Source organism: Monashia sp. HAY1-5C (assembly GCF_056755255.1).
This window is the reverse complement of record NZ_JBPGXG010000001.1, coordinates 61,674-88,004: the sequence shown is the minus strand read 5'-3', so window position 1 is coordinate 88,004 and position 26,331 is coordinate 61,674. Positions and strand designations below refer to the sequence as shown.

The 26,331-nt window shown below is 74.2% G+C and carries 21 protein-coding genes; 11 read left to right on the top strand and 10 right to left on the bottom strand.

Features of this window, described 5'->3' with window-relative positions; genetic code table 11:
- Positions 1–24: 24 nt before the first annotated feature.
- Both ACR9ZK_RS00390 and ACR9ZK_RS00385 read right to left on the bottom strand, forming a co-directional pair.
- On the bottom strand, positions 25–1,452 hold the full coding sequence (locus ACR9ZK_RS00390; protein ID WP_481338846.1) for an NAD(P)/FAD-dependent oxidoreductase: 1,428 nt from the start codon (positions 1,450–1,452) through the stop codon (positions 25–27).
- Positions 1,453–1,845: 393 nt separating this feature from the next.
- On the bottom strand, positions 1,846–2,172 hold the full coding sequence (locus ACR9ZK_RS00385; protein ID WP_481338844.1) for a hypothetical protein: 327 nt from the start codon (positions 2,170–2,172) through the stop codon (positions 1,846–1,848).
- A 399-nt stretch (positions 2,173–2,571) separates the two neighbouring features.
- On the opposite strand from ACR9ZK_RS00385, the gene ACR9ZK_RS00380 reads away from it, so the two are divergent.
- The 4 genes from ACR9ZK_RS00380 (at position 2,572) to ACR9ZK_RS00365 (ending at position 8,568) form a co-directional block, all read left to right on the top strand.
- A complete protein-coding gene (locus ACR9ZK_RS00380) occupies positions 2,572–6,093 on the top strand; it encodes an ATP-binding cassette domain-containing protein (protein ID WP_481338870.1) in 3,522 nt (1,173 codons plus the stop codon).
- Between the two features lie 97 nt (positions 6,094–6,190).
- Positions 6,191–6,952 carry a class I SAM-dependent methyltransferase gene (locus ACR9ZK_RS00375; RefSeq protein ID WP_481338842.1) on the top strand — a complete coding sequence of 254 codons (762 nt, stop codon included), beginning with the start codon at positions 6,191–6,193 and terminating at the stop codon, positions 6,950–6,952.
- Between the two features lie 83 nt (positions 6,953–7,035).
- A complete protein-coding gene (locus ACR9ZK_RS00370; protein WP_481338840.1) occupies positions 7,036–7,554 on the top strand; it encodes a DinB family protein in 519 nt (172 codons plus the stop codon).
- Between the two features lie 309 nt (positions 7,555–7,863).
- The gene (locus ACR9ZK_RS00365; RefSeq protein WP_481338838.1) at positions 7,864–8,568 is read left to right on the top strand and encodes a GAF and ANTAR domain-containing protein; all 705 of its coding nucleotides are present in this window, start codon (positions 7,864–7,866) and stop codon (positions 8,566–8,568) included.
- Positions 8,569–8,743: 175 nt separating this feature from the next.
- Here the strand turns inward: ACR9ZK_RS00365 and ACR9ZK_RS00360 are convergent, their stop codons facing one another.
- The gene (locus ACR9ZK_RS00360; protein WP_481338836.1) at positions 8,744–9,223 is read right to left on the bottom strand and encodes a MarR family winged helix-turn-helix transcriptional regulator; all 480 of its coding nucleotides are present in this window, start codon (positions 9,221–9,223) and stop codon (positions 8,744–8,746) included.
- Positions 9,224–9,299: 76 nt separating this feature from the next.
- On the opposite strand from ACR9ZK_RS00360, the gene ACR9ZK_RS00355 reads away from it, so the two are divergent.
- The 6 genes from ACR9ZK_RS00355 to ACR9ZK_RS00330 are packed head-to-tail and all read left to right on the top strand — an operon-like array spanning position 9,300 to position 18,434.
- Entirely contained in the window at positions 9,300–10,304 is a 1,005-nt protein-coding gene (locus ACR9ZK_RS00355; protein WP_481338834.1) for an SDR family oxidoreductase, read from the top strand.
- A gap of 53 nt (positions 10,305–10,357) precedes the next feature.
- Positions 10,358–10,651, top strand: a complete 294-nt coding sequence (locus tag ACR9ZK_RS00350; RefSeq protein WP_481338832.1) for a hypothetical protein — start codon at positions 10,358–10,360, stop codon at positions 10,649–10,651.
- On the top strand, positions 10,648–12,447 hold the full coding sequence (locus ACR9ZK_RS00345) for a glycoside hydrolase family 15 protein (RefSeq protein ID WP_481338830.1): 1,800 nt from the start codon (positions 10,648–10,650) through the stop codon (positions 12,445–12,447). The genes ACR9ZK_RS00350 and ACR9ZK_RS00345 overlap by 4 nt, the downstream gene beginning before the upstream one ends.
- A gap of 30 nt (positions 12,448–12,477) precedes the next feature.
- Positions 12,478–15,483: an FAD-binding and (Fe-S)-binding domain-containing protein gene (locus tag ACR9ZK_RS00340; RefSeq protein ID WP_481338828.1), complete on the top strand. Its 3,006-nt coding sequence runs from the start codon at positions 12,478–12,480 to the stop codon at positions 15,481–15,483.
- Position 15,484: 1 nt separating this feature from the next.
- Positions 15,485–17,290, top strand: a complete 1,806-nt coding sequence (locus tag ACR9ZK_RS00335; protein WP_481338826.1) for a thiamine pyrophosphate-requiring protein — start codon at positions 15,485–15,487, stop codon at positions 17,288–17,290.
- 7 nt (positions 17,291–17,297) lie between these two features.
- Complete coding sequence (locus tag ACR9ZK_RS00330) at positions 17,298–18,434, top strand: enolase C-terminal domain-like protein (RefSeq protein WP_481338824.1); 1,137 nt, start codon at positions 17,298–17,300, stop codon at positions 18,432–18,434.
- Positions 18,435–18,501: 67 nt separating this feature from the next.
- Here ACR9ZK_RS00330 and ACR9ZK_RS00325 read toward each other — a convergent pair whose 3' ends face one another.
- From ACR9ZK_RS00325 to ACR9ZK_RS00315, 3 genes are all read right to left on the bottom strand, one after another.
- Positions 18,502–19,257, bottom strand: a complete 756-nt coding sequence (locus ACR9ZK_RS00325; protein ID WP_481338822.1) for a ZIP family metal transporter — start codon at positions 19,255–19,257, stop codon at positions 18,502–18,504.
- Between the two features lie 75 nt (positions 19,258–19,332).
- Positions 19,333–20,127, bottom strand: coding sequence for an SDR family oxidoreductase (locus tag ACR9ZK_RS00320; RefSeq protein WP_481338820.1), 795 nt, complete (start codon positions 20,125–20,127; stop codon positions 19,333–19,335).
- A 70-nt stretch (positions 20,128–20,197) separates the two neighbouring features.
- On the bottom strand, positions 20,198–20,638 hold the full coding sequence (locus tag ACR9ZK_RS00315) for a hypothetical protein (protein ID WP_481338818.1): 441 nt from the start codon (positions 20,636–20,638) through the stop codon (positions 20,198–20,200).
- A gap of 123 nt (positions 20,639–20,761) precedes the next feature.
- On the opposite strand from ACR9ZK_RS00315, the gene ACR9ZK_RS00310 reads away from it, so the two are divergent.
- Positions 20,762–22,459 (top strand): RecQ family ATP-dependent DNA helicase, encoded by a 1,698-nt coding sequence (locus tag ACR9ZK_RS00310; RefSeq protein WP_481338816.1) that lies wholly within the window; start codon positions 20,762–20,764, stop codon positions 22,457–22,459.
- On the opposite strand, the gene ACR9ZK_RS00305 is transcribed toward ACR9ZK_RS00310, so the two are convergent.
- From ACR9ZK_RS00305 to ACR9ZK_RS00290, 4 genes are all read right to left on the bottom strand, one after another.
- Entirely contained in the window at positions 22,411–22,932 is a 522-nt protein-coding gene (locus ACR9ZK_RS00305) for a DUF4383 domain-containing protein (protein ID WP_481338814.1), read from the bottom strand. The genes ACR9ZK_RS00310 and ACR9ZK_RS00305 overlap by 49 nt on opposite strands.
- A 115-nt stretch (positions 22,933–23,047) precedes the next feature.
- Positions 23,048–23,902 (bottom strand): glycosyltransferase family 2 protein, encoded by an 855-nt coding sequence (locus ACR9ZK_RS00300; RefSeq protein WP_481338812.1) that lies wholly within the window; start codon positions 23,900–23,902, stop codon positions 23,048–23,050.
- Positions 23,899–24,894, bottom strand: a complete 996-nt coding sequence (locus ACR9ZK_RS00295; RefSeq protein ID WP_481338808.1) for a glycosyltransferase — start codon at positions 24,892–24,894, stop codon at positions 23,899–23,901. The genes ACR9ZK_RS00300 and ACR9ZK_RS00295 overlap by 4 nt, the downstream gene beginning before the upstream one ends.
- 5 nt (positions 24,895–24,899) lie before the next feature.
- Positions 24,900–26,273, bottom strand: a complete 1,374-nt coding sequence (locus tag ACR9ZK_RS00290; RefSeq protein WP_481338806.1) for a UDP-glucose dehydrogenase family protein — start codon at positions 26,271–26,273, stop codon at positions 24,900–24,902.
- Between the last annotated feature and the right edge of the window lie 58 nt (positions 26,274–26,331).

Genomic DNA, 26,331 nt, shown 5'->3' with positions numbered 1-26,331 from the left:
AGCTGGACGCGCCCGACGGCTCGCCTAGCTCGGTGGCAGGAACGGTGCGACCAGCCGGGCCCGTTTCGCCGGCTTGCCGGTCCGCTCCTCGTAGGCGTCGGACGCGTCGAGCGTCTTGGCGATGAGCCTCGAGGCGATGAACCGGATGGGCTCGGGTTCCCAGTTGCGGGTGTGGTGCCCGACCCACGGCAGCGAGGTCAGGTCCGTGCTGTCGCCCAGGATCAGGTCGCGCATGGTGCGGCCGGAGATGTTGGCGGCCGTGACGCCGTGGCCGCCGAAGGCACCGACGAACCCGAGTCCCGTGGTGCGGTCGAACGTCGTCCGCATGCACCAGTCGCGCGGGACCGCCAGGGGCCCGCCCCAGTGGTGGGTGATGCGAGCCTGCGCCGCTGCCGGGAACGCCTCGCGCAGGGTCTCGGTGAGCCTCTGGAAGACCCCGGCGTCGCGCTCGTTCTCGGGGGAGATGGGGTTGGTCAGCCGGTACGGCGCCCCTCGGCCGCCCAGGGCGACCCGGCCGTCGACCGTGCGCTGGGCGTAGTAGTAGAGGTGCCTCACGTCCGAGACCCCGAGACCGTCCCGCCAGCCGAGCTCGTCCCACGTCTCCTGCGGGAGCGGTTCGGTGGCGATCATCAGGGAGTAGAGGGGCAGGAACCTGCGTCGCTGGCCTCGCTCGCGGATCGTGTAGGACTCCGTGGCCCGAACCACGACATCGGCCCGAACTCGTCCGTTCCGGCAGTGGACCACCTTGGGGCCCAAGCGTTCCGCTGCACTCTGCTCGTAGATCGTCACCCCGAGGCGCTCGCAGGCATCGGCCAGTCCGCGGGCCAGCCGGGCGGGGTCGACGCGCGCGCAGTGCGGCGTGAACGACCCGGCGAGGACGCCTTCCGCCCCCCGGACGAGCTCAGCGCACTCCTCGGGCGTCAGCATCCGGTAGTCCTCGGTCCCGAGCCCGAAGCGGTGCTTCGCCTCGGCCCTGGCGCGCAGACGCTGCACCTGCGGATCGGTCGTCGCGATGTTCAGCGCCCCCTCCTTCCGGTAGCCGCAGTCGATGCCTTCGGCCGCCACGACGCGGCCGATCTCGTCGACCCCGTGCTGGGTCTCGCGCTCGGCCCGCAGGACGTTGTCCCACCCGTGGTCGCGGGCGTAGCGTGCGCCGCTGCCGGCGATCCCGGCGGACACGAAGCCGCCGTTGCGACCGGCAGCGCCGAACCCCGCGATCTCGGCCTCGACGACCGTGACCCGCAGGGACGGGTCGGCCTTCTTGAGGTAGTACGCCGTCCACAGGCCGGCGAACCCCGCTCCGACGATCGCGACGTCGCAGGTGTGGTCACCGGACAGCTGCTGTCGCGGGGTCAGGTCCTGGACCACCCCGTCGAGCCACAGGCTCCTCGACCAGCGGTTGTCGGCCGCCGGGGGGACAGCGGCCGCATCAACGGGCCCGTTCTTCGACATGACTGCGCACCTCCGCGTACCGACTGTCGTCTGTCGACAGTCATTCTGGCGGCCTCGGCGGAAGTCGGGACATTCATCTCACGGAAAGGAACGGCGCACGCGGCCGAGCGGGGCCTGCCGGGCAAGCCGGCTGGCGCGGCCGGGCCGGAGCCGTGAAGTCAGGCCGCCACTCGAGGGAAGGGTGGAGCGACGGCCTGACCTCAGCCGCCTCGTGGGGGACCGAGGCCTCGACGCGCAGGCTGGGGTCACGCGCGGCGGTGACTAGAGCGTGGCAGCAGGTCGGGTGCCGGTTCAGCGGTTCGCGTGAAGTCGGCCCTCGACGGCCTCACGATTCGGTGACGGGCAGCCCCTCACGCCGGCCCGTTCCCCGGCGGGCCTACAGGAGCCTTGGGCTCATGGGGCGTCGTCGGGCTCGTCACCGGCTGCCGCTGCGCGGCGTCGGTCCTCCTCGGCGTCCGCGCTGCCGACGGGCACCCCGTCGTCCGTCTCGGCGTCCGTGCTGCCCGCGACGCCCGTCAGGCCGTCGGTTGCGTCCTCGCCGTCATCCGCATCGCCGTCGCCGGCGGCGCGTTCACGGTCCGCCTCGACGTCCGCGCGGCCGACGGGCACGCCCTGGTCGGTCTGCTGCTCGTCGCCGCGGTCGTCGAAGGCGCCGGATGCCGCCGCAGCGCCTGCGACGGGAATGCCGCCGCTGCCGGAGGTGCCAGCTGGGTTGGTCATGTGTCCTCCTCGCGTGGTGCTCCCTGTCCCCGGCTGCATACCCGCCGGCGAGGCGCGTGACCCATGAACACACCTACGGGCGCCACATCCGTGGCCCGGTGCCTCCGGCAGGTCTCGAGCGCCGGTTCAGCGGACCGGTGCGCTGCCGCGTCCACGCGGGGACGTCCTCGACGTGGCTGACGACCCACGAGATGGTGCCGAGCGGGTCCTCGATGCGGCCCCAGCGACGTCGACGAAGGCTCCGGTGTCATCGGTGACGAGGTGCCCGTGCCCGTACAGGTCCCGCTCCGCGCCCGCCCTCACCCGTTCTCCGCTCCGCGGGTCGACCAGGGCCCCCGGGGCCCGGAAAACCGGAGGCGGAGCGTCGGTGGTCGTCGGTAGCGTTTGGTGACTGTGACGATGACGAGGCTGGGGTACGACGAGGCGCGTGGCACGAGGCAGGGCGCGTCCCCTCGCCGCTCCGGCGTGCCCGCGGACCGCGTCCCCGTCGACTGGCGCCGGATCCGTCGCCCGCTCACGGTCGTGTGCTTCTCGATGTCGTTGCTCGGTGCCGTCGCGGCGTCCCTCGGCTCGATGGTCGCCGGCCGGCTCGCCGAGCACGCCACCTCGACGCTGGTGATGCTGCTCGCCCTGTGCGTCGTCGGCGGTGCCGTCATCGACACGGTCGCCAAGATGATCTGGGCGACGGTCTGCGACCGGGCGGAGGGCCGGCTGCGGGCCGACCTGCTCGACGCCGCGATGGCCCAGCCGCTGTCCGAGCTGTCCGAGCAGGCCGTCGGGGAGGTGCTCGACCGCATCGACGACGACACGTGGGAGGTCGGCCAGCTGATGCGCTGGGGCGTGTGGCAGGCCGTGCGCACGCTCCTCGCGTCGGGGCCGCTGTGGGTGGTCGCGAGCCTCGCGTGGTGGCCCGCCGCCATCCTCTTCCCGCTGACCGGGTTCGCGACCTACTGGGTGGTCCGCAGACTCCTGCCGCAGGTCGCCGAGCGCAAGGTCGTCGAGGAAGCCGCGTGGACCGACCACGCGGCGTCCACCGAGGAGGGCGTCGCCGCCCGCGACGACCTGCGCACGGCGCTCGGCCAGGCGCACGTGCTGCGCCGCAACGCCCGGATGGCCGCCCGCGTCCACGCGGCGCTGGACCGGGTGCTCCAGGTCGAGGCCCGGATCACGCGACGCAGCGGAGGGCTCCTGCACGGCGCGCTGGCCGCCGTCGCCGTCGTCGGCGCCGCCCTGGTGCTCGCCGGCGACCTGTCGACCGCGCGGCTGGTCACCCTCTTCCTCGTCACGACGATGTTCGTCGGCGGCGTCGACATGCTGGCACGCCACCTGCCGGACCTGCAGGAGGGCTTCGGTGCGGTCCTTCGGCTGCGGGCCATGCTCGACTCCCCGGCCGAGCCGACCGGTGGGCTGCCGCTGCGCGACGGGCCCCTGGACGTCGAGTTCCGCGACCTCGAGTTCACCTACGGCACAGGCACCTTCGCACTGCGCGAGGTCAACCTCGTCGTTCCCGCCGGCCACACCTGCGCCCTCGTCGGACGCACCGGCTCCGGCAAGTCCACGCTGGCCTCGCTCCTGTCCCGGGCGGTCGAGCCGCCGCCGGGCACCGTGCTGCTCGGTGGTACCGACGTGCGCGACCTCGACCTGCAACAGCTGCGGGCGGCGGTCGGCGTGGTCACCCAGCGCACCGAGGTGCTCGCCGGAACCCTCGCCGAGAACATGACGCTCTTCGGCGCCGTGCCGCGAGCGCGGGTCGAGGCCGCGGTCGCCGAGCTCGGTCTCACCGAGTGGGTGGCCGGCCTGCCCGACGGGCTCGACACGATGCTCGGTCCGGGCGGCACCACCCTCTCGGCGGGGGAGGAGCAGCTGGTCGCGTTCGCCCGGCTGCTCGTGCGCGACGTGCGTGTCGTCGTGCTCGACGAGGCCACCGCCCGGATGGATCCCGTCACCGAGGCGCGGGTGGTCCGGGCCGCAGACCGGCTCATCTCCGGGCGTACCGGCATCCTCGTCGCCCACCGCCTCTCGACGACCGAGCGCGCCGAGCAGGTGGCCGTGCTCGAGTCCGGTCGCGTCGTGCAGCAGGGTCCGCGCGGCCGGCTGGCCGCCGTCGACGGTCCGTTCCGCCGGTTGCTCGAGGCAGCGGCCCACGAGGTGGCCGTGGAGCAGCACCACCACGAGGACGCCGCGATCGGCTCGGTGCGCCGCAGCACCACCCCGCCGCCGCCCCCGGTCCTCGCGCCGACCCCGAGCCTGGCGCGCCAGGTGTTCCACACCGTCCGCATCCAGCCGCAGTGGGGCCTGCTCGGCGCCGCGCTGTTCCTGCTGGCCTCGCTGACGGGCGCGTTCGGCGCCGTCACCGGCTGGATCTGGGGCCTCGTCGTGACCGACCTGGAGGCCGGGCAGAACCCCGGACCGCTCACCGCGGCCCTCGTCGTCTCGCTCGTGACCGGTCCGATCGTCCTGTCCCAGGCCTTCCGCACCTACCCCCACTGGTGGGTGGAGGTGCGCCTGCGGGTCCGCGCCGCGGTGCTGGCCGGACAGACCGCACAACGACGCCTGGTCCGCACCCCGCCCGGCGAGGTCGTGGCCCGCACGATGGACGCCGACCGCCTGGCGCGCTACACCGACCGGTGGGTCGACTTCGTCAACGGCCTCGTCGTCGCCTCGATGACGGCCCTCATCGCGGGCACCTGGCTCGCGGGCGCGGTCCTGCTCGTCGTGATGGTGACCTCGGCGCTGGCCTCCACGCTCGGACGGCCGGTGGCGGGGCGCTCGGCCGCGGCTGCCTCGACGGCGCGGGCCAGCTTCGGGCGGTCGCTGGTGTCGGCCCTCGAGTCGATCCGCACGGTCAAGCTCGCCGCCGCGACGCCACAGGTCCACGCGCACCTGCGTCGCGTGGACGGCGGCCGGGTCGACGCGGCCGTGCGCGAACACCGTGTCCAGGCCCTGCTCGACGGCGTGCCGATCGTCATGGTCCAGTGCGGCGTCGTGGCCGCCTGGGCCGGCTTCCTCCACGGCACGTGGCCGCTCGCCATCACCCTGCTCGTCGCCAACGCGGTCAGCGGCTTCGACTGGTTCGGCCGTGTCGCCGGCTCGGTCGTCACCGAGGCGCCGGGCGTGCGGGCGTGGATGAACGCCACGAGCCGGCTCGCGGGCGGCGGTGACCTCATGGAGGTGCCGCCGGGCATGGACCTCGTCCACGGCACCGCCGACGACCCGCAGACCGGCGCTCGGGAACCCCTGCGAACCCTCAGCCTCCGCGGCCTGACGGCCGTCCACGACGACGGCACCATCGGTGTCCAGGACGTCGACCTGACGGTCCACGCGGGAGAGCTCGTGCTCCTGCTCGGGCAGGTCGGCTCCGGCAAGTCCAGCCTGCTCTCCTCGCTGGCCGGGCTGACGCACCACACCGGTCAGGTGCTGTGGAACGGCCGGGCGCTGACCGAGCCCGAGGTCGAGCTCCGGCCGGGTCGGGTCTCCCACATCGCCCAGGTGCCGCGCGTGCTGTCGGGCACCTTCACCGGCAACGTCGCCCTGGACCACGCGGGCCGGCAGGTCGAGCCGGCCCTGGCCACCGCCCGGATGGAGCGCGACGTCGCCGAGGCGGGCGGACCCGACGCGCTCGTCGGCCACCGTGGGGTCCGGCTCTCCGGCGGGCAGGTCCAGCGGCTCGCCCTGGCCCGCGCGCTCGCCTGCGAGGCCGACCTGCTGCTGGCCGACGACGTGTCCTCGGCGCTCGATGCGGCCACCGAGATCGAGCTGTGGGCCGCGCTTCGCTCGGGCGGGGCGACCGTCATCGGCGCCACGAGCAAGGCAGCCGCGCTGGCGCAGGCCGACCGCGTCGTCGTGCTCGACGGGGGTCGCGTCGTCGAGACCGCACCCTGGCGCGAGCTCTCCCCGCGGTGGGGCCACCTCGCCGGGTGACCACCGGCTCGAGCGGCCGCACGTCCCGCGGTGGCACGCCGGCACCGACTCCGGGCCGGAGGGCGGCTGGGGGGCCGGGCCGGCTCATACTTGCCTCGTGCCACTGGAGCATCTGCAGCCGGATCGCGAACGGGCGGAGTCGTTCGGGTCGGGCGCCGAGGCGTACGACCGGTTTCGCCCGGGCTACCCTGCGGCACTGTTCGACGACCTGCTCGCCCACCCCGTCCGCTCCGCCCTGGACGTCGGCTGCGGGACCGGCAAGGTGGCCGTCGAGCTGGCACGTCGCGGGGTCGCGACGCTCGGCGTCGACCCCGACCCGCGGATGGCTGCCGTGGCCCGGGCGCACGGTGTCGACGTCGAGGTCGACCGGTTCGAGAGCTGGGACGACGCCGGGCGCCGCTTCGAGCTCATCACCTGTGGGCACGCCTGGCACTGGGTGGATCCCGCCACAGGTCCCGACAAGGCTGCCCGGCTGCTCGAGCCGGGCGGCCGGATCGCCAGGTTCTGGAACTACCACGCCGTGCCGGCGGACGTGCTCGCGGAGCTCGAGGCCGTCTACGCCGACATCGCCCCCGGGCTCACCGTCATCGGGCGCGACCCGAGCACCGCCGCCGACGCCCCGGACCCGTTCGCCGTGCACGGTGACTTCACGGTCTCGCGCCCGCGGACCTACCGGTGGCACCGGCGCCTGACAGGCGCCCAGTGGGCAGGTCTCGTCGGTACCTTCGGCGACCATCGACGCCTCGGACCGGAACACCTGGGGCGCCTGACCTCCGCCCTCGCCGACGTCATCGGGCGACACGGCGGCACGGTGACCGTGGCGCGCGGCACGTACGTGCTCCTTGCCCGACGCCGCTGAGGACCGACGCCGCTGAGGTGGGCCCCCGGACCCGCATGCCCCACCTCGTGCGCGGGACGCGTCCTACCGGGAGGATGCCGGTCATGCCGACCTCAGCGTTTCCCGAACCGTCCTCGACACCCGACCTGCGCGCCCTGCTGCTGCAGTACCTGGACTACTACCGGGCCGTGATCGCCAGCAAGCTTGACGGGCTGGCGCCTGATGACCTCCAGCGGGCGACGGTGCCGTCCGGCTGGACGCCCGCTGGACTGGTCAACCACCTCGCCAACGTCGAGCGGCGTTGGATCCGTTGGGGATTCATGGCCGAAGAGCTCACGGACCCCTGGGCCGACAGCGAAGGGACCGGATGGGTGTCACCCGACCTGCCGGCCGACCGGCTCACCGCCCTGCTCGCGGCGGCCGGGCGCCGCACCCGAGCCGTCGTCGAGGCCCATGACCTGGCCGAGCCCGCGCGGGTCGGAGGTCGGTTCACCGACGCCTCCTCGGCCCCACAGCTGCAGTGGATCCTGCTGCACCTCATCCAGGAGTATGCGCGGCACGCCGGCCACCTGGACATCGCACGGGAGCTGATCGACGGTGCCACCGGCGAGGCGCCCGAGTAGCCGGTGCACCCTGGGCTCGGCGCCTGCTCTCGGCGCCGCGAGGAAGGAGCGTGGTGGCAGTCGCTCGGGGGACCGACCACCACCACGCCGACCCTTACATCGGCGCCGCCACCGGCGTCGTTACGCCCCCGGCGCCGGCCGCCGACGCCGAGGTGAAACCCGCAGGTTCCCAAAGACTCGGCGGACGGAGCCGCGTTGTACCTTGGGGATACGACAACCGGTCAGGTCGGCTCGTGTGGTGGGGGTCGCCACCGGGCCCCCACCTTCGACAGTGAGGGTCTCCCGCCGGCGAAACGTGCTGGAGGTTCCATGTCCGTCACGCGCCCGATCCCGCCGAGCGCCCGCGTCGCTCCCTTCACGAACCCGGTCGAGGTCCCGAGCGCACCGTCGGGGCCGTCGGACACGCTGCAGACGCTGCTCGCCGCCGTCGCCGCGGTCGAGCCCAGGTTCCGGCACGTCGCCGTCGCCCACCTGCACCTCGACCAGGACCAACCGCTGGCCGCGTCGAGCCGGCTCGCCTCGAGGATGGCTCGGGAGCAGCTGAGCGTCCACGGGGGCGCGCTGTACGAGGCGGTGCGCACCGGTCTGCCCGTCATCGTCGCCGCTGCCGATCGCGCCGACCGCTTCCCCGAGGTCCTCGCGGCCGCGACGGTGCTCGGGGTCCGCACCCAGCTGGCCGTGCCGCTGCTGCAGGGTGGTCAGGCCGTCGGCGCGCTGAGCGTGTGCACGACGGTCGACACGGAGGTCGACCTGTCGATGCTCGAGCTCGCGGAGGCCCTGGCCGCACAGGCCGCCCTCGTGGTGGAGCAGCACCGGCTCGTCGCGGACCTCACCGTCGCCGTGGCGAGCCGGGAACGCATCGGCCAGGCCTGCGGCATCCTCATGAGCCGGTTCGTCCTGACGGCCGACGAGGCGTTCGCGGCGCTCAGCCGCGCCTCGCAGAACCGCAACGTCAAGGTGCGGGACCTGGCTGCGGAGGTCGTCCGGACCGGGACGCTGCCCGATCTGGACTGAGCCCGTCGTCCCGGACGACCCGGGGCCGCGGCGGGCGGCACCGGCGAACCGGCCTGGAGCCGGTCCTGGGATCGTCCGCCCCGCCGGCTCCCTCCACGGCGCCGCCGGGGCGGACGGCAGCCTCGTACCCACGAGGCGGACCGGGCTATCGCCGAGGGACGACCCACGTATCGGGTCAGGGCAGGTGCGGCACGCCCTCGGGCTCGCCGGCAGCGTCCGAGAGCGCGTCGAGGGCGGCGGACAGTGACCGACGCGTCGGCTCGTCCAGCCGCGCGAGCAGTGCGCGGAAGCGCTGCCTGCGGTGCTCCATGACCGCATCGAGGGTGCGCCGGCCGGCGGCGGTCGTCGCGAGCACCACCTGCCTGCGGTCCCGCGGGCTCGGGGCGCGACGCACGAGCCCCGCCGCCACGAGGCGGTCGACGAGGCGGCTTGCCGACGACGCGTGGACCTCGAGGGCTGCGGCGAGCTCGGTCGTCGACGTGGCGCGTCCGCTCGCGACCAGGACGAGACCGCGCAGCTGGGGGAGCGTCAGGGACCCCTCGCCGGCTTCGGGGAGCGAGCTGGTGACGACGGCCGTGACGACGCGCGAGGCCCGCAGCAGGGACTCGACGTCCGAGGTGCGCGGCTGAGGGTACGAATCCGGTGTCGTCGCCACGTGAACAGCGTAGGCGACTCTTGCATTGCTGCAACTGTTGCAGTTATACACGTAAGAGAGCGATCGAGGAGGACGCATGGACCACGTCGTCGCCATCACCGGCGCCAGCGGGGGCATCGGCAGGGCCACCGCCCGCGAGTTCGCCCGCCGCGGAAGCGATGTCGCGCTCATCGCCCGCGGGACCCGAGGGCTCGAGGCGGCGGCCGAGGAGGTCCGGGCGCACGGGCGGCGGGCCCTCGTCGTGCCGGTCGACGTCGCCGACGCCGACGCCGTGGAGGCCGCGGTCGCCCGGATCGAGCGCGAGCTCGGGCCGATCTCCGTCTGGGTCAACGACGCCTTCACGTCGGTGTTCGCGCGCTTCGAGGACATCGCGCCCGAGGAGTTCAGGCGGGTCACCGAGGTCAGCTACCTCGGGTACGTGTACGCGACGCGTGCGGTGCTCAAGCGGATGCGCGAGCGAGACGCCGGCACCATCGTGCAGGTCGGGTCGGCGCTCGCCTACCGGGGCATCCCGCTCCAGACCGCCTACTGCGGCGCCAAGCACGCGATCCAGGGCTTCCACGAGGCGCTGCGGGTCGAGCTGCTCCACGAGAAGAGCAACGTCCACGTGACGATGGTCCAGATGCCGGCCCTCAACACGCCGCAGTTCTCGTGGGTCCTGTCGCGCCTGCCCCGCAAGGCGCAGCCGGTGCCGCCCATCTACCAGCCCGAGGTCGCGGCACGGGCGATCGTCTACGCGTCCGAGCACCCGCGCCGACGGGAGTACTGGGTCGGGGCCACGACGGCCGCGACGCTCCTGGCCAACGCCGTGGCCCCGGGGCTGCTCGACCGGTACCTCGCCCGCACCGGCTTCGACTCGCAGCAGACGAGCGAGCCCCGTCCCGAGGACCAGCCCGCCAACCTCTGGGAGCCCGCGGACGGTGACGGCGGCCGCGACTTCGGTGCGCACGGGGCCTTCGACAGCCGGTCGAAGTCGACGAGCAGGCAGCAGTGGCTGGCGCACCGGTACCCGCAGCTGGCTGGTGTCGCCGGCGTCGCGGCGGCGGGCCTCGCGGGGGCGCTGGCGGGGCGACGGCGATGAGCTCACGGCGCCGGGCCCGACTGGCCGGGGTCACCGGGATCGTTTGGGGTGCAATGTTGTTCACCTACCCTGAGACGGTCTGGCAACGGATGCTGGGTCGCGCCTGCGACGCGGACGAGCAGCTGGTGACCCAGCTCCTCGGCTTGCGGCACGTCGTCCAGGGGCTCGCGCTGGTGGCCGCACCGGGAGCGGTGCGTGGCCCTGCCGTCGCCACCGACCTGACCCACGGTGTGTCGATGGTCGCCCTCGCCGGCTGGCGACCCCGCTACGCGCGCCCCGCCCTCACCTCCACCGCCGTGGCACTGGCGGCAGCCGTGCTCACCGGCATCCGCCGGGAACGGACATGACGGATCGAGCGGCCTCCACCTCGGCGGCGACGAGCACCTCGACGGGCCAGCCGTTCCACGTCCTGCGCGACTACTCGTTCGTGGCGGACGGCCACCGGGGCGCCCTCATCGGGCCACGCGGTGACGTCGCGTGGCTGTGCGTACCGCGCTGGGACTCGCCGGCGGCCTTCGCCACCCTCATCGGGGGCCGGGGCGGCTACACGGTCACCCCGGTCGACCCGTACGTGTGGGGCGGCGCGTACGAGCCCGGCAGCCTCGTCTGGCGCAGCCACTGGGTGACGAACACCACGACGGTCGAGTGTCGGGAGGCCCTCGCCGTCCCGGCCGACCCGCATCGCGCGGTGCTGCTGCGACGGGTCGAGATGCCGGAGGACGACGGGGCGCGCGTCGCCGTCTCCCTCGACCTGCGCCCGGACTTCGGGCGCAGAGCCGCGGACGTGCGACGCGACGAGGCCGGTCACTGGCTCCTCGACGCCGGAGACGTGCGGGCCCGGTGGAGCGGCGTGCCCGAGGCGACCGTGGACTCCGACGGCGTCCTGCGGGCCGAGCTCTACCTCGGCCGGGGCGCGCACCGCGACCTCGTCCTCGAGGTGTCGGACCACCCGCTCGGTGACCCCGTGGACCCCGATGCCGCCTGGCGCCTGACCGAACAGTGGTGGCACGAGCAGGTGCCCGACTTCGAGGACGTCGTCGGCCGGCGTGACGCCCGCGTGGCGTACGCGGTCCTGCGCGGCCTCACGGCTCCGGGCGGCGGGATGGTCGCCGCGCCGACGCTCGGGCTGCCCGAGCGCGCGGAGGCCGGACGCAACTACGACTACCGCTACGTCTGGCTGCGCGACCAGGCCTACGCCGGCCTCGCCGTCTCGGTGCGCGAGCCGCTCCCGCTGCTGTCGGAGTTCGTCGACGTGACGACGGCCCGCGTCCTCGAGCACGGTGGTGACCTCGCGCCGGCGTACTCGGTGACCGGGGCCCTGCCTCCGCACGAGAGCACGCTGGACCTGCCGGCGTATCCGGGTGGGGCCGACGTCGTGGGCAACTGGGTCCGGGGACAGTTCCAGCTCGACACGCCCGGTGAGATCCTCCAGCTCTACGCCGCCGCTGCGCGTCACGACCTCCTGACGGCCGACGACGCGCGCGCCGCCGACCTGCTCGTCGACGTCATCGCCCGTCGCTGGCAGGAGCCGGACGCCGGGATCTGGGAGCTCGACCCCGACTGGTGGACCCACTCCCGGCTGGCCTGCGTCGGCGGGCTGCGTCGCACCGCGGAGCAGCTGTCCGGTCCGGTCGCCGACCGGGCCGACCACCTCGCCGACGTGATCCTCGCCGAGACGAGCCGACGGTGCCTGTCGCCCGAGGGCGTGTGGCAGCGCCGACCCGGGCGGCACGAGCTCGACGCGTCGCTGCTGCTTCCCGGCGTCCGCGGCGCCCTGTCGCCGCAGGACCCCCGCACCCTCGCGACGATCGCCGCCCTCGAGAAGGACCTGTCCGCCGACGGCTACCTCTACCGCAACCGGCCCGACGACCGGCCCCTCGGGCAGGCCGAGGGTGCCTTCCTCCTCTGCGGCTTCGCGATGAGCCTCGCCCACTGGGGTGCGGGCCACGACGTCGAGGCCTTCCGGTGGTTCGAGCGCCAGCGCGCCGCCGCCGGGCCGGCGGGACTGTTCGCCGAGGAGTTCGACGTCGAGCAGCAGCAGCTGCGCGGCAACCTGCCCCAGGGCTTCGTCCACGCCCTCCTGCTCGAGTGCGCCCAGCGTCTCGGCGGCGAGCCCGACACCGACACGGGCAGCGGCACCTGAGAGGCGCGCCCGGAAGGAGAGGAGATCGCGATGACCCTGACGGAGAACCTTGCGCCGGCCCCGACGTCGGAGGCCCGGCTCGTCACGGCTCTGCGCTCCCGGGTACGCGGCGAGGTCCGCCCCGACCTGGCGAGCCGGGGAGCCTACGCCGTCGACTCCTCCAACTACCGGTACGTCCCCACGGTGGTCGTCAACCCGCTCGACCCCGACGACGCGGAGGCGGCCGTGGCGGTCTGCCGGGAGCACGACGCGTCGATCGTCTCCCGCGGCGGTGGGACCAGCCTGGCGGGCCAGACCACCGGGCCGGGCGTGGTCCTCGACTGGTCGCGCCACTGCACCCGGGTGGAGTCGGTCGACGTCGCCCGACGCCGCTGCGTCGTCCAGCCGGGCATCGCGCTCGACGACCTCAACCGCGAGCTCTCGCGGTACGGCCTGATGTTCGGGCCCAAGCCGTCGACGCACCGCACCTGCACCATCGGCGGGATGATCGGCAACAACTCGTGCGGCTCGACGGCGCAGGCCTACGGCAAGACCGTCGACAACGTCGCCCGGCTCGAGGTGCTCACGTTCGACGGTGAGCGGATGTGGGTGGGGCCGACGAGCGAGGAGGAGTACGCCGCAGCCCTCGACGCCGGCGGCCGGCGCGGCGAGATCCACCGGGCGCTGCGCGGCCTGCGCGACGAGAACCTGGAGCTCCTGCGCACCCGCTATCCGAAGATCCCGCGCCGGGTCTCGGGCTACAACCTCGACTCCCTGCTGCCCGAGGACCACTTCGACCTCGCCAGGGCGCTCGTCGGTTCCGAGGGCACCCTCGTCACCGTGCTGCGCGCGGAGCTCGTGCTCGTCGAGGTGCCCAAGGCCACGGCGATGGTCGTCCTCGGGTTCCCCGACATCGCCGACGCCGGAGACGCCGTCCCGCAGGTCGTCGCGCACGAGCCCTGGCTGCTCGAGGGGCTCGACGACGTGCTCATCAACCTCGAGCGCGAGACGGCCCTGGCCGGTGACGCCGTCGACGACCTGCCCAGGGGCCGCGGCTGGCTCGTCGTCCAGTTCGCGGCCGACACCAGGCAGGAGGCGGACGAGCGCGCCAAGGGGCTCGTGCACGACGTCGAGCGCAACGAGCACCCCCCGACGACCCGCTTCTACGACGACTCGAGCCACATCGAGGAGCTGGTCCGGGTCCGCGAGGCGGGGCTCGGCGCCACCGCCCACCCGTCGGCACGGCACGACACGTGGCCCGGCTGGGAGGACTCGGCCGTGCCGCCCGACCGGCTCGGGGACTACCTTCGCGACCTGCGCCGGCTCTTCGACGAGTACGGCTACCGCGAGGACGAGACGTCGATCTACGGACACTTCGGCCAGGGCTGCGTCCACTGCAGCATCCCGTTCGAGCTGCGCACGGCCGACGGAATCGCGAACTACCACGAGTTCACCTCTCGGGCAGCGAGGCTCGTGGTGCGGTACGGCGGGTCGCTGTCCGGCGAGCACGGTGACGGACAGGCGCGCGGCGACCTGCTGCGGATCATGTTCGGCGACGAGGTCGTCGGTCTCTTCGAGGAGGTCAAGGACCTGTTCGACCCGGACAACCGGATGAACCCGGGCAAGGTCGTGCGCCCGAACCCGCGCGACACCCATCTGCGGCTCGGCACCGACTACGCGCACCCGGAGCCGCGCACCGAGTTCGGCTTCCCGCACGACGACGGCCGCTTCTCCCGGGCCGTCCTGCGGTGCGCCGGCATCGGCAGCTGCCGCAGCTCCTCGAGCGAGAACCAGGTGATGTGCCCGTCGTACATGGTGACCCGCGACGAGGTGCACTCGACGCGCGGCCGGTCCCGGCTGCTCTTCGAGATGATGCGCGGCGACGCGATCACCGACGGCTGGCGGTCCACGGAGGTGCGCGACGCGCTCGACCTCTGCCTGGCGTGCAAGGGCTGCAAGTCCGACTGCCCGGTCGGCGTCGACATGGCGACGTACAAGGTGGAGTTCCTCTCCCACCACTACCGGCACCGCGTCCGACCCGCGGCGCACTACTCGATGGGCTGGCTCCCGCTGACGGCGAGGGCGGCGGCACGTGCCCCGCGCGCGGTGAACCGGTTGACGCAGTCCCGCCTCACCGCGCCGGTGCTCAAGCGCCTCGGTGGCATCGCGCCCGAACGCCGTCTGCCGGCCTTCGCCGAGGAGCCGTTCACGGCGTCCGAGCCGGGGCGGTCGCGGATGCTGGGCCCGAGCCCGACCGGCGACGCACCGGGTCGCGCGGGCGGCCGGGGCCGCGTCGTCCTCTGGCCGGACACCTTCTCCAACTACTTCCACCCCGCCGTCCTGGGCTCGGCGGTCCAGGTGCTCGAGGACGCCGGCTTCACGGTCGCGCTCCCACCCGAACCGGTCTGCTGCGGTCTGACGTGGATCTCGACCGGGCAGCTGCGCACGGCCAAGCGCATGCTGCGGCACACCGTGTCGGTGCTGCGCGACGAGCTGCGCGCCGGGACCCCGGTCGTCGGCCTCGAGCCGTCGTGCACCGCGGTGTTCCGGTCCGACGGCCCGGAGCTGCTCACCGGCGACGAGGACGTCCGACGCCTGGCGCACCAGACGATGACGCTCGCCGAGCTCCTGCGCACCCGCGCACCGGGCTGGACGCCGCCGCGGGTCGACGTCGAGGCCATCGTCCAGACGCACTGCCACCAGCACGCCGTCATGGGAACGACGCCCGACGACGAGCTGCTCGAGGCCGCCGGGGTCCGTGCCGACCGGCTCGGCTCCGGCTGCTGCGGCCTCGCCGGCAACTTCGGCTTCGAGCGCGGGCACTACGAGGTGTCCGTCGGGGCGGGCGAGCGGGTGCTCCTGCCGCGGGTACGGGACGCGGACGCGTCGACGGTGGTGCTCGCCGACGGCTTCTCCTGCCGCACCCAGGTGGAGCAGGAGACCGGGCGCCACGCCGTGCACCTCGCCGAGCTGCTCGCCCGCGGCCTGGACGACCGCCGACCGCACGACGGCGCGCACCCCGACCGGCACGACCATCCCCGATCCGAGGAGAACTGAGATGACGACCATGACCGTCGGTGACCACGTCCTCGAGCGACTGCGCGAGTGGGGCGTCGAGCAGGTGTTCGGCTACGCCGGTGACGGCATCAACGGCCTGCTCGCCGCGTGGGAGCGCGCCGAGGACCAGCCCCGCTTCATCCAGGCGCGGCACGAGGAGATGGCCGCCTTCGAGGCCGTCGGCTACGCCAAGATGAGCGGACGCGTCGGCGTCTGCACGGCCACGAGCGGCCCGGGCGCCATCCACCTGCTCAACGGCCTCTACGACGCCAAGCTCGACCACGTCCCGGTCGTCGCGATCGTCGGCCAGACGGCCCGTTCGGCCATGGGCGGCAGCTACCAGCAGGAGGTCGACCTGCTCAGCCTCTTCAAGGACGTCGCCAACGAGTACTGCCAGATGGTGACGGTGCCCGAGCAGCTGCCCAACGTCCTCGACCGCGCGATCCGCATCGCCGCCTCCCGGCGCACCGTGACCGCCGTCATCATCCCGAGCGACGTGCAGGAGCTCGAGTACGCACCGCCGCAGCACGCCTTCAAGATGGTGCCCTCCAGCCTCGACCAGACCTTCGCCCTGCCGGTGCCCGGTGACGCGGACCTGCAGCGGGCGGCCGAGGTGCTCAACGCGGGGGAGAGGGTCGCGATGCTCGTCGGGCAGGGCGCCCGGGCCGCGGTCGCAGAGGTCACCGAGGTCGCCGACGCGCTCGGGGCGGGAGTGGCCAAGGCGCTGCTCGGCAAGGACGTGCTCTCCGACGAGCTGCCGTGGGTGACCGGCTCCATCGGGCTGCTCGGGACGCGTCCGTCCTACGAGCTGATGACCGACTGCGACACGCTGCTCGTCGTGGGCTCGAACTTCCCGTACACCCAGTTCCTGCCGGGTTTCGAGGAGGGCAGGCCCGCGGTGCGCGCGGTGCAGGTCGACGCCGACCCCACCATGGTCGGCCTGCGCTACCCCTTCGAGGTCAACCTCGTCGGCGACGCGGCACGGACGCTCCGTGCGCTGCTGCCGCTGCTGACCCGCAAGACCGACCGCGGCTGGCGCGAGACCGTGGAGTCGAACGTGCAGCGGTGGTGGGAGGTGATGGCGGCCCGCGGCCGGGTGGAGGCGGACCCGATCAACCCCGAGCACGTCTTCGAGGAGCTGTCGCCGCTGCTGCCGGAGGACTCGATCATCACGGCCGACTCCGGGTCGGGCACCAACTGGTACGCCCGTCACATCAGGATGCGCGGCACGATGCGCGGCACCCTGTCGGGCACCCTGGCGACGATGGGGTGCGGCGTGCCGTACGCCATCGGCGCGAAGTTCGCGCACCCCGACCGTCCGGTCCTCGCGACCGTCGGCGACGGCGCGATGCAGATGAACGGCATGGGCGAGCTCGTCACCATCGCCAAGTACTGGGAGGACTGGGCCGACCCCCGGCTCGTCGTCATGGTCCTGCAGAACGGTGACCTCAACCAGGTCACGTGGGAGCTGCGCGCCATGGGCGGCTCGCCGCAGTTCCTGCCCTCGCAGCACCTGCCCGTCGTCGACTTCGCCGGGTTCGCCCGCAGCCTCGGCCTCGAGGGCATCCACGTCGACGACCCTGCCGACGTCGCGGCGTCGTGGCAGCGAGCGCTGGCCTGCGACCGGCCGTGCGTCATCGTCTTCGAGACCGACCCGGCGGTGCCGCCGATCCCGCCGCACGCGACGTGGGACCAGCTGAAGAAGGCGGCCGAGTCGGTGCTGCGTGGCGACCCCGACCGGGCCGACGTCGTCAAGGAGGGGATCCGCAGCAAGCTCGCCGAGGTGCTCCCCGGCCACGAGGGGTGACCCGGGCATGCCCGACGGGGAGCGCTCCCGGGACCGCTCCGGCGCCGCCTCGGTCGAGGCGGTCCGGGCCACCGCGTTCACCGTGCCGACCGACGGTCCCGAGGCCGACGGCACCATCGCCTGGGACTCGACGACGTGCGTCGTCGTCGAGGTCGACGCCGACGGCGTGACGGGGACCGGCTGGACCTACGGCGCGGCGTCGCTGGCCGAGCTCGTGCGCGGTGTCCTCGGGCCGGTCGTCCGGGGCGGCGATGCCCTCGCGGTCGCCGACCGCTGGCGCGACCAGGTCCGGGCGCTGCGCAACGTCGGCGCCGGCAGCGGTGGGGCCATGGCGCTCTCGGCGGTCGACACGGCCCTGTGGGACCTGCGGGCCCGCCTGCTCGGCCTGCCCCTGCACCGCCTCCTCGGGTCGGGGCGCGACACCGTACCCGTCTACGGCTCAGGCGGGTTCACCACCTACACCGACGAGCGGACCGTCGAGCAGCTGACCGGTTGGGCGGCCCGCGGTGCGCGCTGGGTCAAGCTGAAGATCGGCGAGTCCCGGGGCACGTGCGTCGACCGGGACCTCGCCCGCACCGCCCGGGTGACCGAGGCGGTGGGACCGGAGGTCGAGGTGTTCGTCGACGCCAACGGCGCGTACTCGGTCGGCCAGGCGGTGCGCCTCGGGCAGCAGCTCGACGAGCTCGGGGTCACGTGGTTCGAGGAGCCGGTGAGCAGCGACGACCTGTCGGGCCTGCGCACGGTGCGCGAGCGGGTCCGCGCGGACGTCGCCGCGGGGGAGTACGCCGACTCGCTCGACGCCGTGCGCGCGCTCTGCGTGGCCTGCTCGGTCGACTGCCTGCAGCTCGACGTCACCCGGGTCGGCGGCATCACGGCGCTCTACCGCGCGGCCGCCGTCGCCCAGGCCCACCACCTCGAGGTGTCCGCGCACTGCGCCCCGCACCTCAGCGCGTCGGCGTTCTCGGCCGTCCCGGGCCTGCGCCACCTCGAGTACTTCCATGACCACGTGCGGGTCGAGAGCCGGCTCCTCGACGGTGTGCCCGACCTCGTCGACGGTGGCCTGCCGCTGCGCGACGACCTGCCCGGTCACGGCCTGCGACTGCACGCGGACGCCTCCCGTTGGGCGGTGGACCGACGCGGCTGAGCGTCCGGGCGGCAGTGGTCGGCACGCCGACCGGCGAGCGGGCGCGGCGTCGACGGCGCAGGACGCCTCACCCGCCCGCGCGCGAGATGGTGAACGCGGTGAGGAAGCCGAGCGTCGCGAGCAGCCCTGCGTAGAGGTGGGTCTGCTCGAAGGCCTCGGGGATCATCGTGTCGGCGATCATGGCGAGGATCGCGCCCGCTGCGGTGGCGGTGATGACGGCGACCACCTCCGGGGAGGCACCCTGCAGCAGCAGGCAGCCGAGCAGGCCGGCGAGCCCGCTGACCACCGCTATCCCGACCCACACGCCGAAGACGTACGCGGCGGGCCGTCCGGCACGCTTCATGCCCGCCGCGCTCGACAGTCCCTCGGGCACGTTGGAGATGAAGATCGCGGCGAGCACGGCGACGCCGACGCCGTTGCCGGACAGCAGGGACAGGCCGAGGACCACCGACTCGGGGACGCCGTCGAGCAGGGCCCCGACCGCGATGGCCGCACCGCTGCCCTGCTGCTCGGACTCCGAGGGCTGTTGGTCCCCGGAACGCTTGCGGTGCCGGGCACCCCGGCGCGCGAGCGCGATGTTGGCGGCCACGTAGACGAGCGAGCCGCCCAGCGCACCGACGAGCGTGGGCAGCAGGCCTCCGGTCGACTCCGCCTCGTCGATGAGGTCGAAGGCGAGGGCCGAGATGAGGACGCCGGCGCCGAACGCCATGACGCCCGCGACGACGCGGCGTGGCACGGAGACCCGCCACGCCACCGCCGCACCGACGACGAGCGCCGCACCCGCGAGCAGCCCCCAGAGACCGGCCTGGACCCAGATCGGCACGCCGTCACTCCCTCGCCCCGGCGGCGACCACCCGGACCACGGGGGCCGCTCTCCGTGCGGTCTCCCGGGGTCCGGTCACGGCCGGCGCCACGAGGGGCCGGCGTCGTCGTGGCCGTGGGCGCTCATGAGCATCAGGCCACCGTCGACGGCGTACGACGACCCGGTGACGTACGAGGCTCGCGGCGAGGCGAGGAAGGCGATCACGGAGGCCACCTCATTGACGTGGCCCGGTCGCCCGAGCGGGTTGCCGGGTCGGTCGGTCCGGTACGCGGCCTGCTCGTCCTGCCCGGTCATCTCGGTGGCGATCTCGCCGGGCGCGACGGCGTTGACCGTGATGCCGTGCTCGGCCAGCTCGAGGGCGAGGACCTTCGTCAGCATCCCCAGACCGGCCTTCGCCGCGCAGTAGGCGGCGGAGCCGACGCGTGGCACGTGCTCGTGGACGCTCGTGACGTTGACGATGCGTCCCCCCTGTCCCGCCGCGACCATGCGACGAGCGGCCTGCCTCGAGCAGAGGAACGGCCCGGTGAGGTCCGTGCCCACGACGCCGTTCCACGTCTCGAGGTCGAGGTCGAGGGCGGGGGTCGAGTGGCCGGTGCCGGCCACGTTGACGAGCACGCCGATGCCGCCCAGCGCGTCGGCGAGCCGGTCGACGACGGACCCGGCGTCGGGCGATGAGGCGTCGAACCTCTCGACGGCACAACGTTGCCCGCGTTGCCGGATGTCGTCGGCCGTTCGTTCTGCGCCCTCGGAGTCCTCGTGCATGGTGATGCCGACGTCGAACCCCTCGTCGGCGAGCAGCAGGGCGGTGGCGCGCCCGATGCCGGAGTCGGCTCCGGTCACGACGGCGATGCGGGTCAGCGTTCCGCTCATGGTGGTGGCTCCTTCGATCGAGGACATCCGGCTCCTACCCGCTCGCGCGGTGCGTCGCGCGACCGAGTCGTCAGGCCGGGTTGAGGGGCCCCGCGGGCGACGGGGCCCCGGCCGGGTCCGCCGCGGCGCACGGCACGACCTCGTCGGTGGTGTCCGACGACGATGCCGTCCCGGGACGGGACACCCACGCCCAGGCGGCCAGGAACGCAGCCTCGCACGCCGCGTCCTGCAGGTACATGCGGCTGATGCGACCGCGCGGCACGTTGACGGCGTCGACGGCCAGCAGCGTCGCCGCCGTGCCGACGCCCAGGGCGCGCGCGACCGGCAGGCGCGACTCGTCGCGGCACAGCAGCTGGGCGGCGCCCACGGTCGTCAGCAGCCCTGCGACGGTGAGCTGCAGCCAGCGGTCCGTCTTCCGGCCGTAGACGGCCTCGAAGCTGCGGACGCTGACCAGCGGCCACAGCCCGCCCGCCACGTTGAACATGCCCTGGGCCGTCGCCACCCGTCGCATGTCGGCCTCCTCCCGTCGTCGGTGCGCTGCCTCCGGCCCCTACCCACCCCTGACCGGGCTCACCGGGGACGGGTCGAGGTCTGCGGGCGGTGCACGCGGGTTCGCCCGGGGTAGGTGAGGCTCGTGTCCACGCAGCAGACGGCGAGACTCGAGGAGGTGGCGCGTACCACCTTCGGGTGGCACCCGTTGCACCCGTACCAGCTCGCGGCGATGGAGCATCTGCTCGAGGGCCGGGACGTGCTGGCGGTGCTGCCGACCGGTGCGGGCAAGTCGGCCATCTACCAGGTTCCCGCGCTGCTCGTGCCCGGCCCCACGCTCGTCGTCTCGCCGTTGCTCGCCCTGCAGCGCGACCAGCTCGACGGGCTGCGGCAGGCGCGCGCGCCGACCGGCGTCCTCGTCAACTCGCAGCAGACGACGAGGCAACGGAAGGAGGCCTGGGAGCTGGTCCGTCGGGGCGAGGCCAGGTACGTCTTCACGTCGCCGGAGCAGCTGGCGAACGAGGACGCGCTGCGGCGGCTGGCGGACGCCGGGGTGGGACTGCTCGTCATCGACGAGGCGCACTGCGTCTCCTCGTGGGGCCATGACTTCCGGCCCGACTACCTCAGGCTGCGGCAGGTCGTCGAGCGCCTCGGCCACCCACCCGTCGCAGCGTTGACGGCCACCGCCGCACCTCCCGTGCGCGACGACATCGTGGCCCGACTGGGCCTGCGCGAGCCTGCATCGGTCGTGACGAGCTTCGACCGCCCGAACATCCACCTCGAGGTGCGACGGGCCACCGACGCACAGGACCAGCGTCGGACCGTCCTCGAGCGCGCCGCGGAGCTGCACGGCGACAGCGCTGCCGGTCTCGTCTACACCGCGAGCCGCCGGGCGGCCGACGAGGTGGCCGCGGCGCTCGCGGGGTCGGGGGTCCGGTGCGCGGCCTACCACGCCGGGGTGCGCGGGGCCCGGCGTGACGAGGTGCACCGGGCCTTCCGTGACGGGGGCCTGCACGTCGTCGTCGCCACCTCGGCGTTCGGCATGGGCATCGACAAGCCGGACATCCGGTTCGTCGTGCACGCCGCCGCGCCCGAGTCGCTCGACTCCTACTACCAGCAGGTCGGGCGCGCCGGCCGGGACGGTGACCCTGCCGAGGCGCTCCTCGTGCACCGGCCCGAGGACCTGCGCCTGCAGACCTTCCTCACCGCCGTGAGCGCACCCGAGGAGGACCTCCATGCCGTGACGGCCGCACTGCACGCGGCCTCCGGACCGGTCCGTGCGACGGCCCTCGACGCCGAGCTCCGGCTCTCCCGCGCGCGGCGCACGAGGGTGCTCAACCTCCTCGAACAGGTCGGTGCTGTCCGCCTGGTGCGCCGCGGACGCGTCGGGCTCAGGGACGGCGTCACCCCTGAGGACGCCGTGGCCGCCGCCGTGGAGCGCTCCGAGGAGCACCAGCAGCTGATCCGGTCCCGCGTCGAGATGGTGCGCACCTACGCCGAGTCCACCGGGTGCCGGCGGCAGCTGCTGCTCGGCTACTTCGGGGAGCGCCTCGCCGAGCCGTGCGGCAACTGCGACACGTGCGAGGCGGGGACCGCGCGCACCCGTCCGGCCCGACGTGGTGGCTTCCGGCTCGGCGCAGCGGTCGAGCACGACGAGTGGGGCCCCGGGACCGTCATGGACGTGGAGGAGGACCGGGTGACCGTGCTGTTCGAGCGCTTCGGCTACCGGACGCTGTCGGTCGAGGCGGTCAGGGCCAACGGTGTCCTGCGGCGCGCGGACCGAGCCGCTGCGGTTCAGGAGGACGCGCTGTCGCGACGCCAGTCGCCGAACGCGGCGTCGTGACCGGCGGGCCCCTGGGCTTCGCGGTGCCGGCCGAGGACGATGCCGAGCAGGACCATGCCGAGGCCGAGCACCAGGTGCAGCCAGTCGTCGGCACGGTTGACCGGCACGAAGTTGGCGGCGGACGTCTTGTCCACGAGCAGCCCGTAGAGCCACAGGACGAGGTAGACGACGCCGCCGCCGACGAGGAAGGCCCTCGAGGCTCCCCACGTCCGGGCCGCGAGCAGACCGGCGGCCCCGTAGAGCAGGTGCACGACGTTGTGCAGCACCGAGACCTGGAAGAGCCCGAGCAGCATCGCGCCGGAGTGGTGGCCGGCCACGCCGAGGTCGGAGTAGTCGGACGTCACGCCCGGCACGAAGCCGGCGATGCCGACGAGGAGGAAGACGAGCCCGACGACGAGCGCCGCGCCCTGTACGGCCGTCCTGCGGCGCGTCGGTGCACGGTCGGTCGTGGGTCGATCCGGTCGGGTGGACATGGGTGCTCCTCTCCGCCCGGTGCCCGGGCTGTGGCGATCCCGTGCCCACGGCCGGCCCATTCAAACCCGGCGCGACACCATCGGCATCGGTGACCGCGCCGATGAGGCCTCGCGGTCACGGGGCGTCGAGGAGCCGGCGCTCGGCCTCGACGGGGGCGGGCACGACCCGGCGGGCCCGGACCGCCGCGACGAGCCGTGGCACCGCCGCCAGGATCCCGCGCCGGCCTGCCGGGTCCGCGGCCAGGTGGCAGGCCGTGACCAGCACCGCGCGCGTCGGGCGCCGCAGCACTGCCGTGAGGAGCCGGTTGCGGGCGATGAGGACCCGACGCGCCTCGCTGTGCTCGCGTGACCTCGAGGGCACGTGCCGTGCGACGACCTCGGGCACGTAGCACAGCGCCCAGCCGCGGGCCGCGAGGTCGAGGGCGAGGCGCTCCTCCTCGCCGGGGAAGAAGACGACCGGGTCGAAGCCCCCCGCCTCGAGGAACGCCGACCGGCGCACGACCGCGCCGCAGGCGATGAACCCGAGGACGCGCGGTCCCGGCTCACCGGGCCGGGTCCCGAGCGGTGAGCGGGCCATCTCGAGGCAGACCCCGTCAAGGGTGCCCTCCTCACCGACGAGGACGCTCCCGGCCACGAGACCGAGCCGCGGATGGGCATCGAGCAGGTCGGCGGCGCGGTCGAGGGCACCCGCCTCCCACCACGAGTCGTCGTCGGCGAAGGCCACGTAGGGGGTACCGGCCCGGCGGACGCCCACGTTGCGGGCCGCAGCCCCGACGTTGCGACGCAGCGGGACGACCTCGACGTCCGGGAAGGTGGCGGACACCCGCGCTGGGGTCCCGTCGCGGGACGCGTTGTCCACCAGGACCACCGGGCGGGGGTGCCGTGGAAGCGAGCGCTCGAGGTCGGGCCAGCGGTCGCGCGTCATGACGACGACGGTCACGCGCTCCGCGCGGTCGGGCGCCCCGCTCACGCCCCGGCCACCTTGGGCGCCGGCGCGTGCTCGGCGACGGCGCGCTCGAGCACCGCGTCCCAGTCGTCGAGGAACCGCTGCAGACCGAACCGGCGCAGCGCGTGCGCGCGGGCGGCCTCGCCGGCGGCGCGGGCACGGTCACCGTCCGCGCAGAGCTCCCGGACGGCGTCGGCGAGCCGGTCCGGTCGGGTCGAGACGACACCGGCCTCGGGCGGTACGGCCAGGGGCACCTCGGTGCTGGCGACGGCGACGACGGGCAGGCCGAGCAGCATCGCCTCGACGAGCGAGAGCCCGAGCGACGTCCAGCGGTTCGGGTGCAGGTAGACCCGGCGCCGAGCCATCTGCCGGTGCAGGCGCTCCTGGTCCAGACCCTCCACCGTGCGCAGGCCGCGGGGCACCGCCGGCAGCGAGCGCAGGGCGTGGGCGTCGATGCCGAAGACGTCGACCGGGACGGCCTCCGCCAGGTGGAGGACGAGGTCGGTACCCACCGCCCGCCCTCGCCGCAGCGGCTCGTTGACGACGACGGCGGCCCGCTCCAGCTCACCCGTGTACCGGTGGCCCGGGTCGACGACCCCGTGGTCGACGACGGTGGTGGGCGCCGACCCGGTGTCCCACATGAGGGCGTTGAAGGCCGTCACGTGGACGACGAGGACGCGGGTCTGGTCGGCCATCGGGTGCCGGTCGAACGGGACCCGTCCACCCGGCACGTTGTGCTCGAGGTAGACCGCGGGCACGTCGAGCCCGGGCCGGCGACCCGTCCACTCGTGCACCAGCTCGCCCTCGTGCGGGCGCTGGAGGACGACGACGTCGAACGGCTCCACGCGCAGCTGGTCGGGCGACAGCTCCCGGACCGAGTCCGGCCAGTCCCACGACGTGGCCCGCCCGACGCCGTCCGGCCCCCGACCCGGCAGCACCGGGAGGAGGTACTCGTGCGGGCCCTGGACGAAGCCGGTGGTCCACGAGCCGTGGACGTGCCAGAGGAGGACGCGCACGCCGGTCACCCGGCCCGGCGTCCGGCCTCGGACGCCGGGCCGAGGTCGGTGTCGAGGTCCGTCTCAGGCGGGCGGCGCGTGCGCCCGAGGGCGTGGAGGTCCCAGCCGGCCCGACGCCACGTGTCGGGGTCGAGGACGAGGCGTGCGTCGAGGACGGTGCGGCGCCGCACGACGCCGGCGAGCGCGCCCGGGTCGATGCGGGCGAACGTGGGCCAGTCGGTGAGGACCATGGTGAGCTCGGCTGCGGCACAAGCGGACTCGACACCGTCTGCGAGCTCGAGGTCCGGACGGTGGGCCAGGTGGTGGCCGGCCTCGGGGTCATGCACGCGGACGTGGGCGCCCAGGGCCGCCAGGGTCGACGCGACGGCGAGCGCCGGCGAGTCGCGCACGTCGTCCGAACCGGCCTTGAAGGCGGCCCCGAGCACCGCGATGCGTCGTCCCCGGGGGCTGCCGCCCAGCAGCGCCGCCGCCAGCTCGACGGTGCGCGTGCGCTGGTGGGTGTTGACGTCGTCGACCGCGGCGAGCAGCGAAGCCGCGGCGTCGACGCCGAGCTCGGCGGCCCGCGTCGCGAAGGCGCGCAGGTCCTTGGGCAGGCAACCGCCGCCGAAGCCGAGGCCGGGGGACAGGTAGTGCGGGCCGATCCGCGGGTCGAGCCCGAGCACCTCGGTGAGACGCTCGATGTCGGCGCCGGCGGCCTCGCAGACCTCGGCCAGGACGTTGACGACCGAGATGCGGCTCGCGAGGACGACGTTGGCCGAGGCCTTGGCGAGCTCGGCGGTGCGGGGGTCGGTGCGCACGACCGGCACACCGGCCTCGACGAGGGCGGCGTAGACCTCCCGGAGACGCCCCTCGGCCACGTCCGAGCTGACGCCGAGGACGAGCCGGTCCGGACGGAGCGAGTCCTCGACGGCGTGCGCCTCGCGGAGGAACTCGGGGTTCCACGCCACCTCCACCCGCCGGCCACCGTGTGCGGCGTCGAGGCGGTCCTGCACCTGCGCCGCCGTCCCGACGGGTACCGTCGAGCGCCCCACGACGAGTGCACCGGGGCGCAGGCGCGGCGCGATCGCGTCGACCGCCGACCAGACGGCGCCCAGGTCGGCGCCGCGTCCGCCGTCGACCTGGGGCGTGCCGACGCAGAGGAAGTGGACGTCGGCGTCGGCGGCCGCGCCGGGGTCGGTGGTGAAGACGAGGCGCCCCGAAGCCACCCCCCGCTCGAGGAGGTCGGCGAACCCCGGTTCGTGGAACGGTGGCAGGGCGGCGGCGAGGCGCTGCACCCTGCCGGGGTCGACGTCGACGCCGACGACGTCATGACCCCAGTGGGCCAGCGCCACGGCATGCGTCGCGCCGAGATAGCCGGTTCCGAGGACGGAGGTGCGCACGGCTCCTCCCATGCCCCGGAACCGGCTCGTCAAACGGGCCGGCCGCGGCCGGACCCGG

What these genes read in the sequence shown, in the direction of transcription:
- ACR9ZK_RS00390 (WP_481338846.1), bottom strand. Translation starts at nt 1,452, where the DNA reads ATGTCGAAGAACGGGCCCGTTGATGCGGCCGCTGTCCCCCCGGCGGCC.
- ACR9ZK_RS00385 (WP_481338844.1), bottom strand. Translation starts at nt 2,172, where the DNA reads ATGACCAACCCAGCTGGCACCTCCGGCAGCGGCGGCATTCCCGTCGCA.
- ACR9ZK_RS00380 (WP_481338870.1), top strand. Translation starts at nt 2,572, where the DNA reads ATGACGAGGCTGGGGTACGACGAGGCGCGTGGCACGAGGCAGGGCGCG.
- ACR9ZK_RS00370 (WP_481338840.1), top strand. Translation starts at nt 7,036, where the DNA reads ATGCCGACCTCAGCGTTTCCCGAACCGTCCTCGACACCCGACCTGCGC.
- ACR9ZK_RS00365 (WP_481338838.1), top strand. Translation starts at nt 7,864, where the DNA reads ATGTCCGTCACGCGCCCGATCCCGCCGAGCGCCCGCGTCGCTCCCTTC.
- ACR9ZK_RS00355 (WP_481338834.1), top strand. Translation starts at nt 9,300, where the DNA reads ATGGACCACGTCGTCGCCATCACCGGCGCCAGCGGGGGCATCGGCAGG.
- ACR9ZK_RS00350 (WP_481338832.1), top strand. Translation starts at nt 10,358, where the DNA reads ATGTTGTTCACCTACCCTGAGACGGTCTGGCAACGGATGCTGGGTCGC.
- ACR9ZK_RS00345 (WP_481338830.1), top strand. Translation starts at nt 10,648, where the DNA reads ATGACGGATCGAGCGGCCTCCACCTCGGCGGCGACGAGCACCTCGACG.
- ACR9ZK_RS00340 (WP_481338828.1), top strand. Translation starts at nt 12,478, where the DNA reads ATGACCCTGACGGAGAACCTTGCGCCGGCCCCGACGTCGGAGGCCCGG.
- ACR9ZK_RS00335 (WP_481338826.1), top strand. Translation starts at nt 15,485, where the DNA reads ATGACGACCATGACCGTCGGTGACCACGTCCTCGAGCGACTGCGCGAG.
- ACR9ZK_RS00330 (WP_481338824.1), top strand. Translation starts at nt 17,298, where the DNA reads ATGCCCGACGGGGAGCGCTCCCGGGACCGCTCCGGCGCCGCCTCGGTC.
- ACR9ZK_RS00320 (WP_481338820.1), bottom strand. Translation starts at nt 20,127, where the DNA reads ATGAGCGGAACGCTGACCCGCATCGCCGTCGTGACCGGAGCCGACTCC.
- ACR9ZK_RS00315 (WP_481338818.1), bottom strand. Translation starts at nt 20,638, where the DNA reads ATGCGACGGGTGGCGACGGCCCAGGGCATGTTCAACGTGGCGGGCGGG.
- ACR9ZK_RS00305 (WP_481338814.1), bottom strand. Translation starts at nt 22,932, where the DNA reads ATGTCCACCCGACCGGATCGACCCACGACCGACCGTGCACCGACGCGC.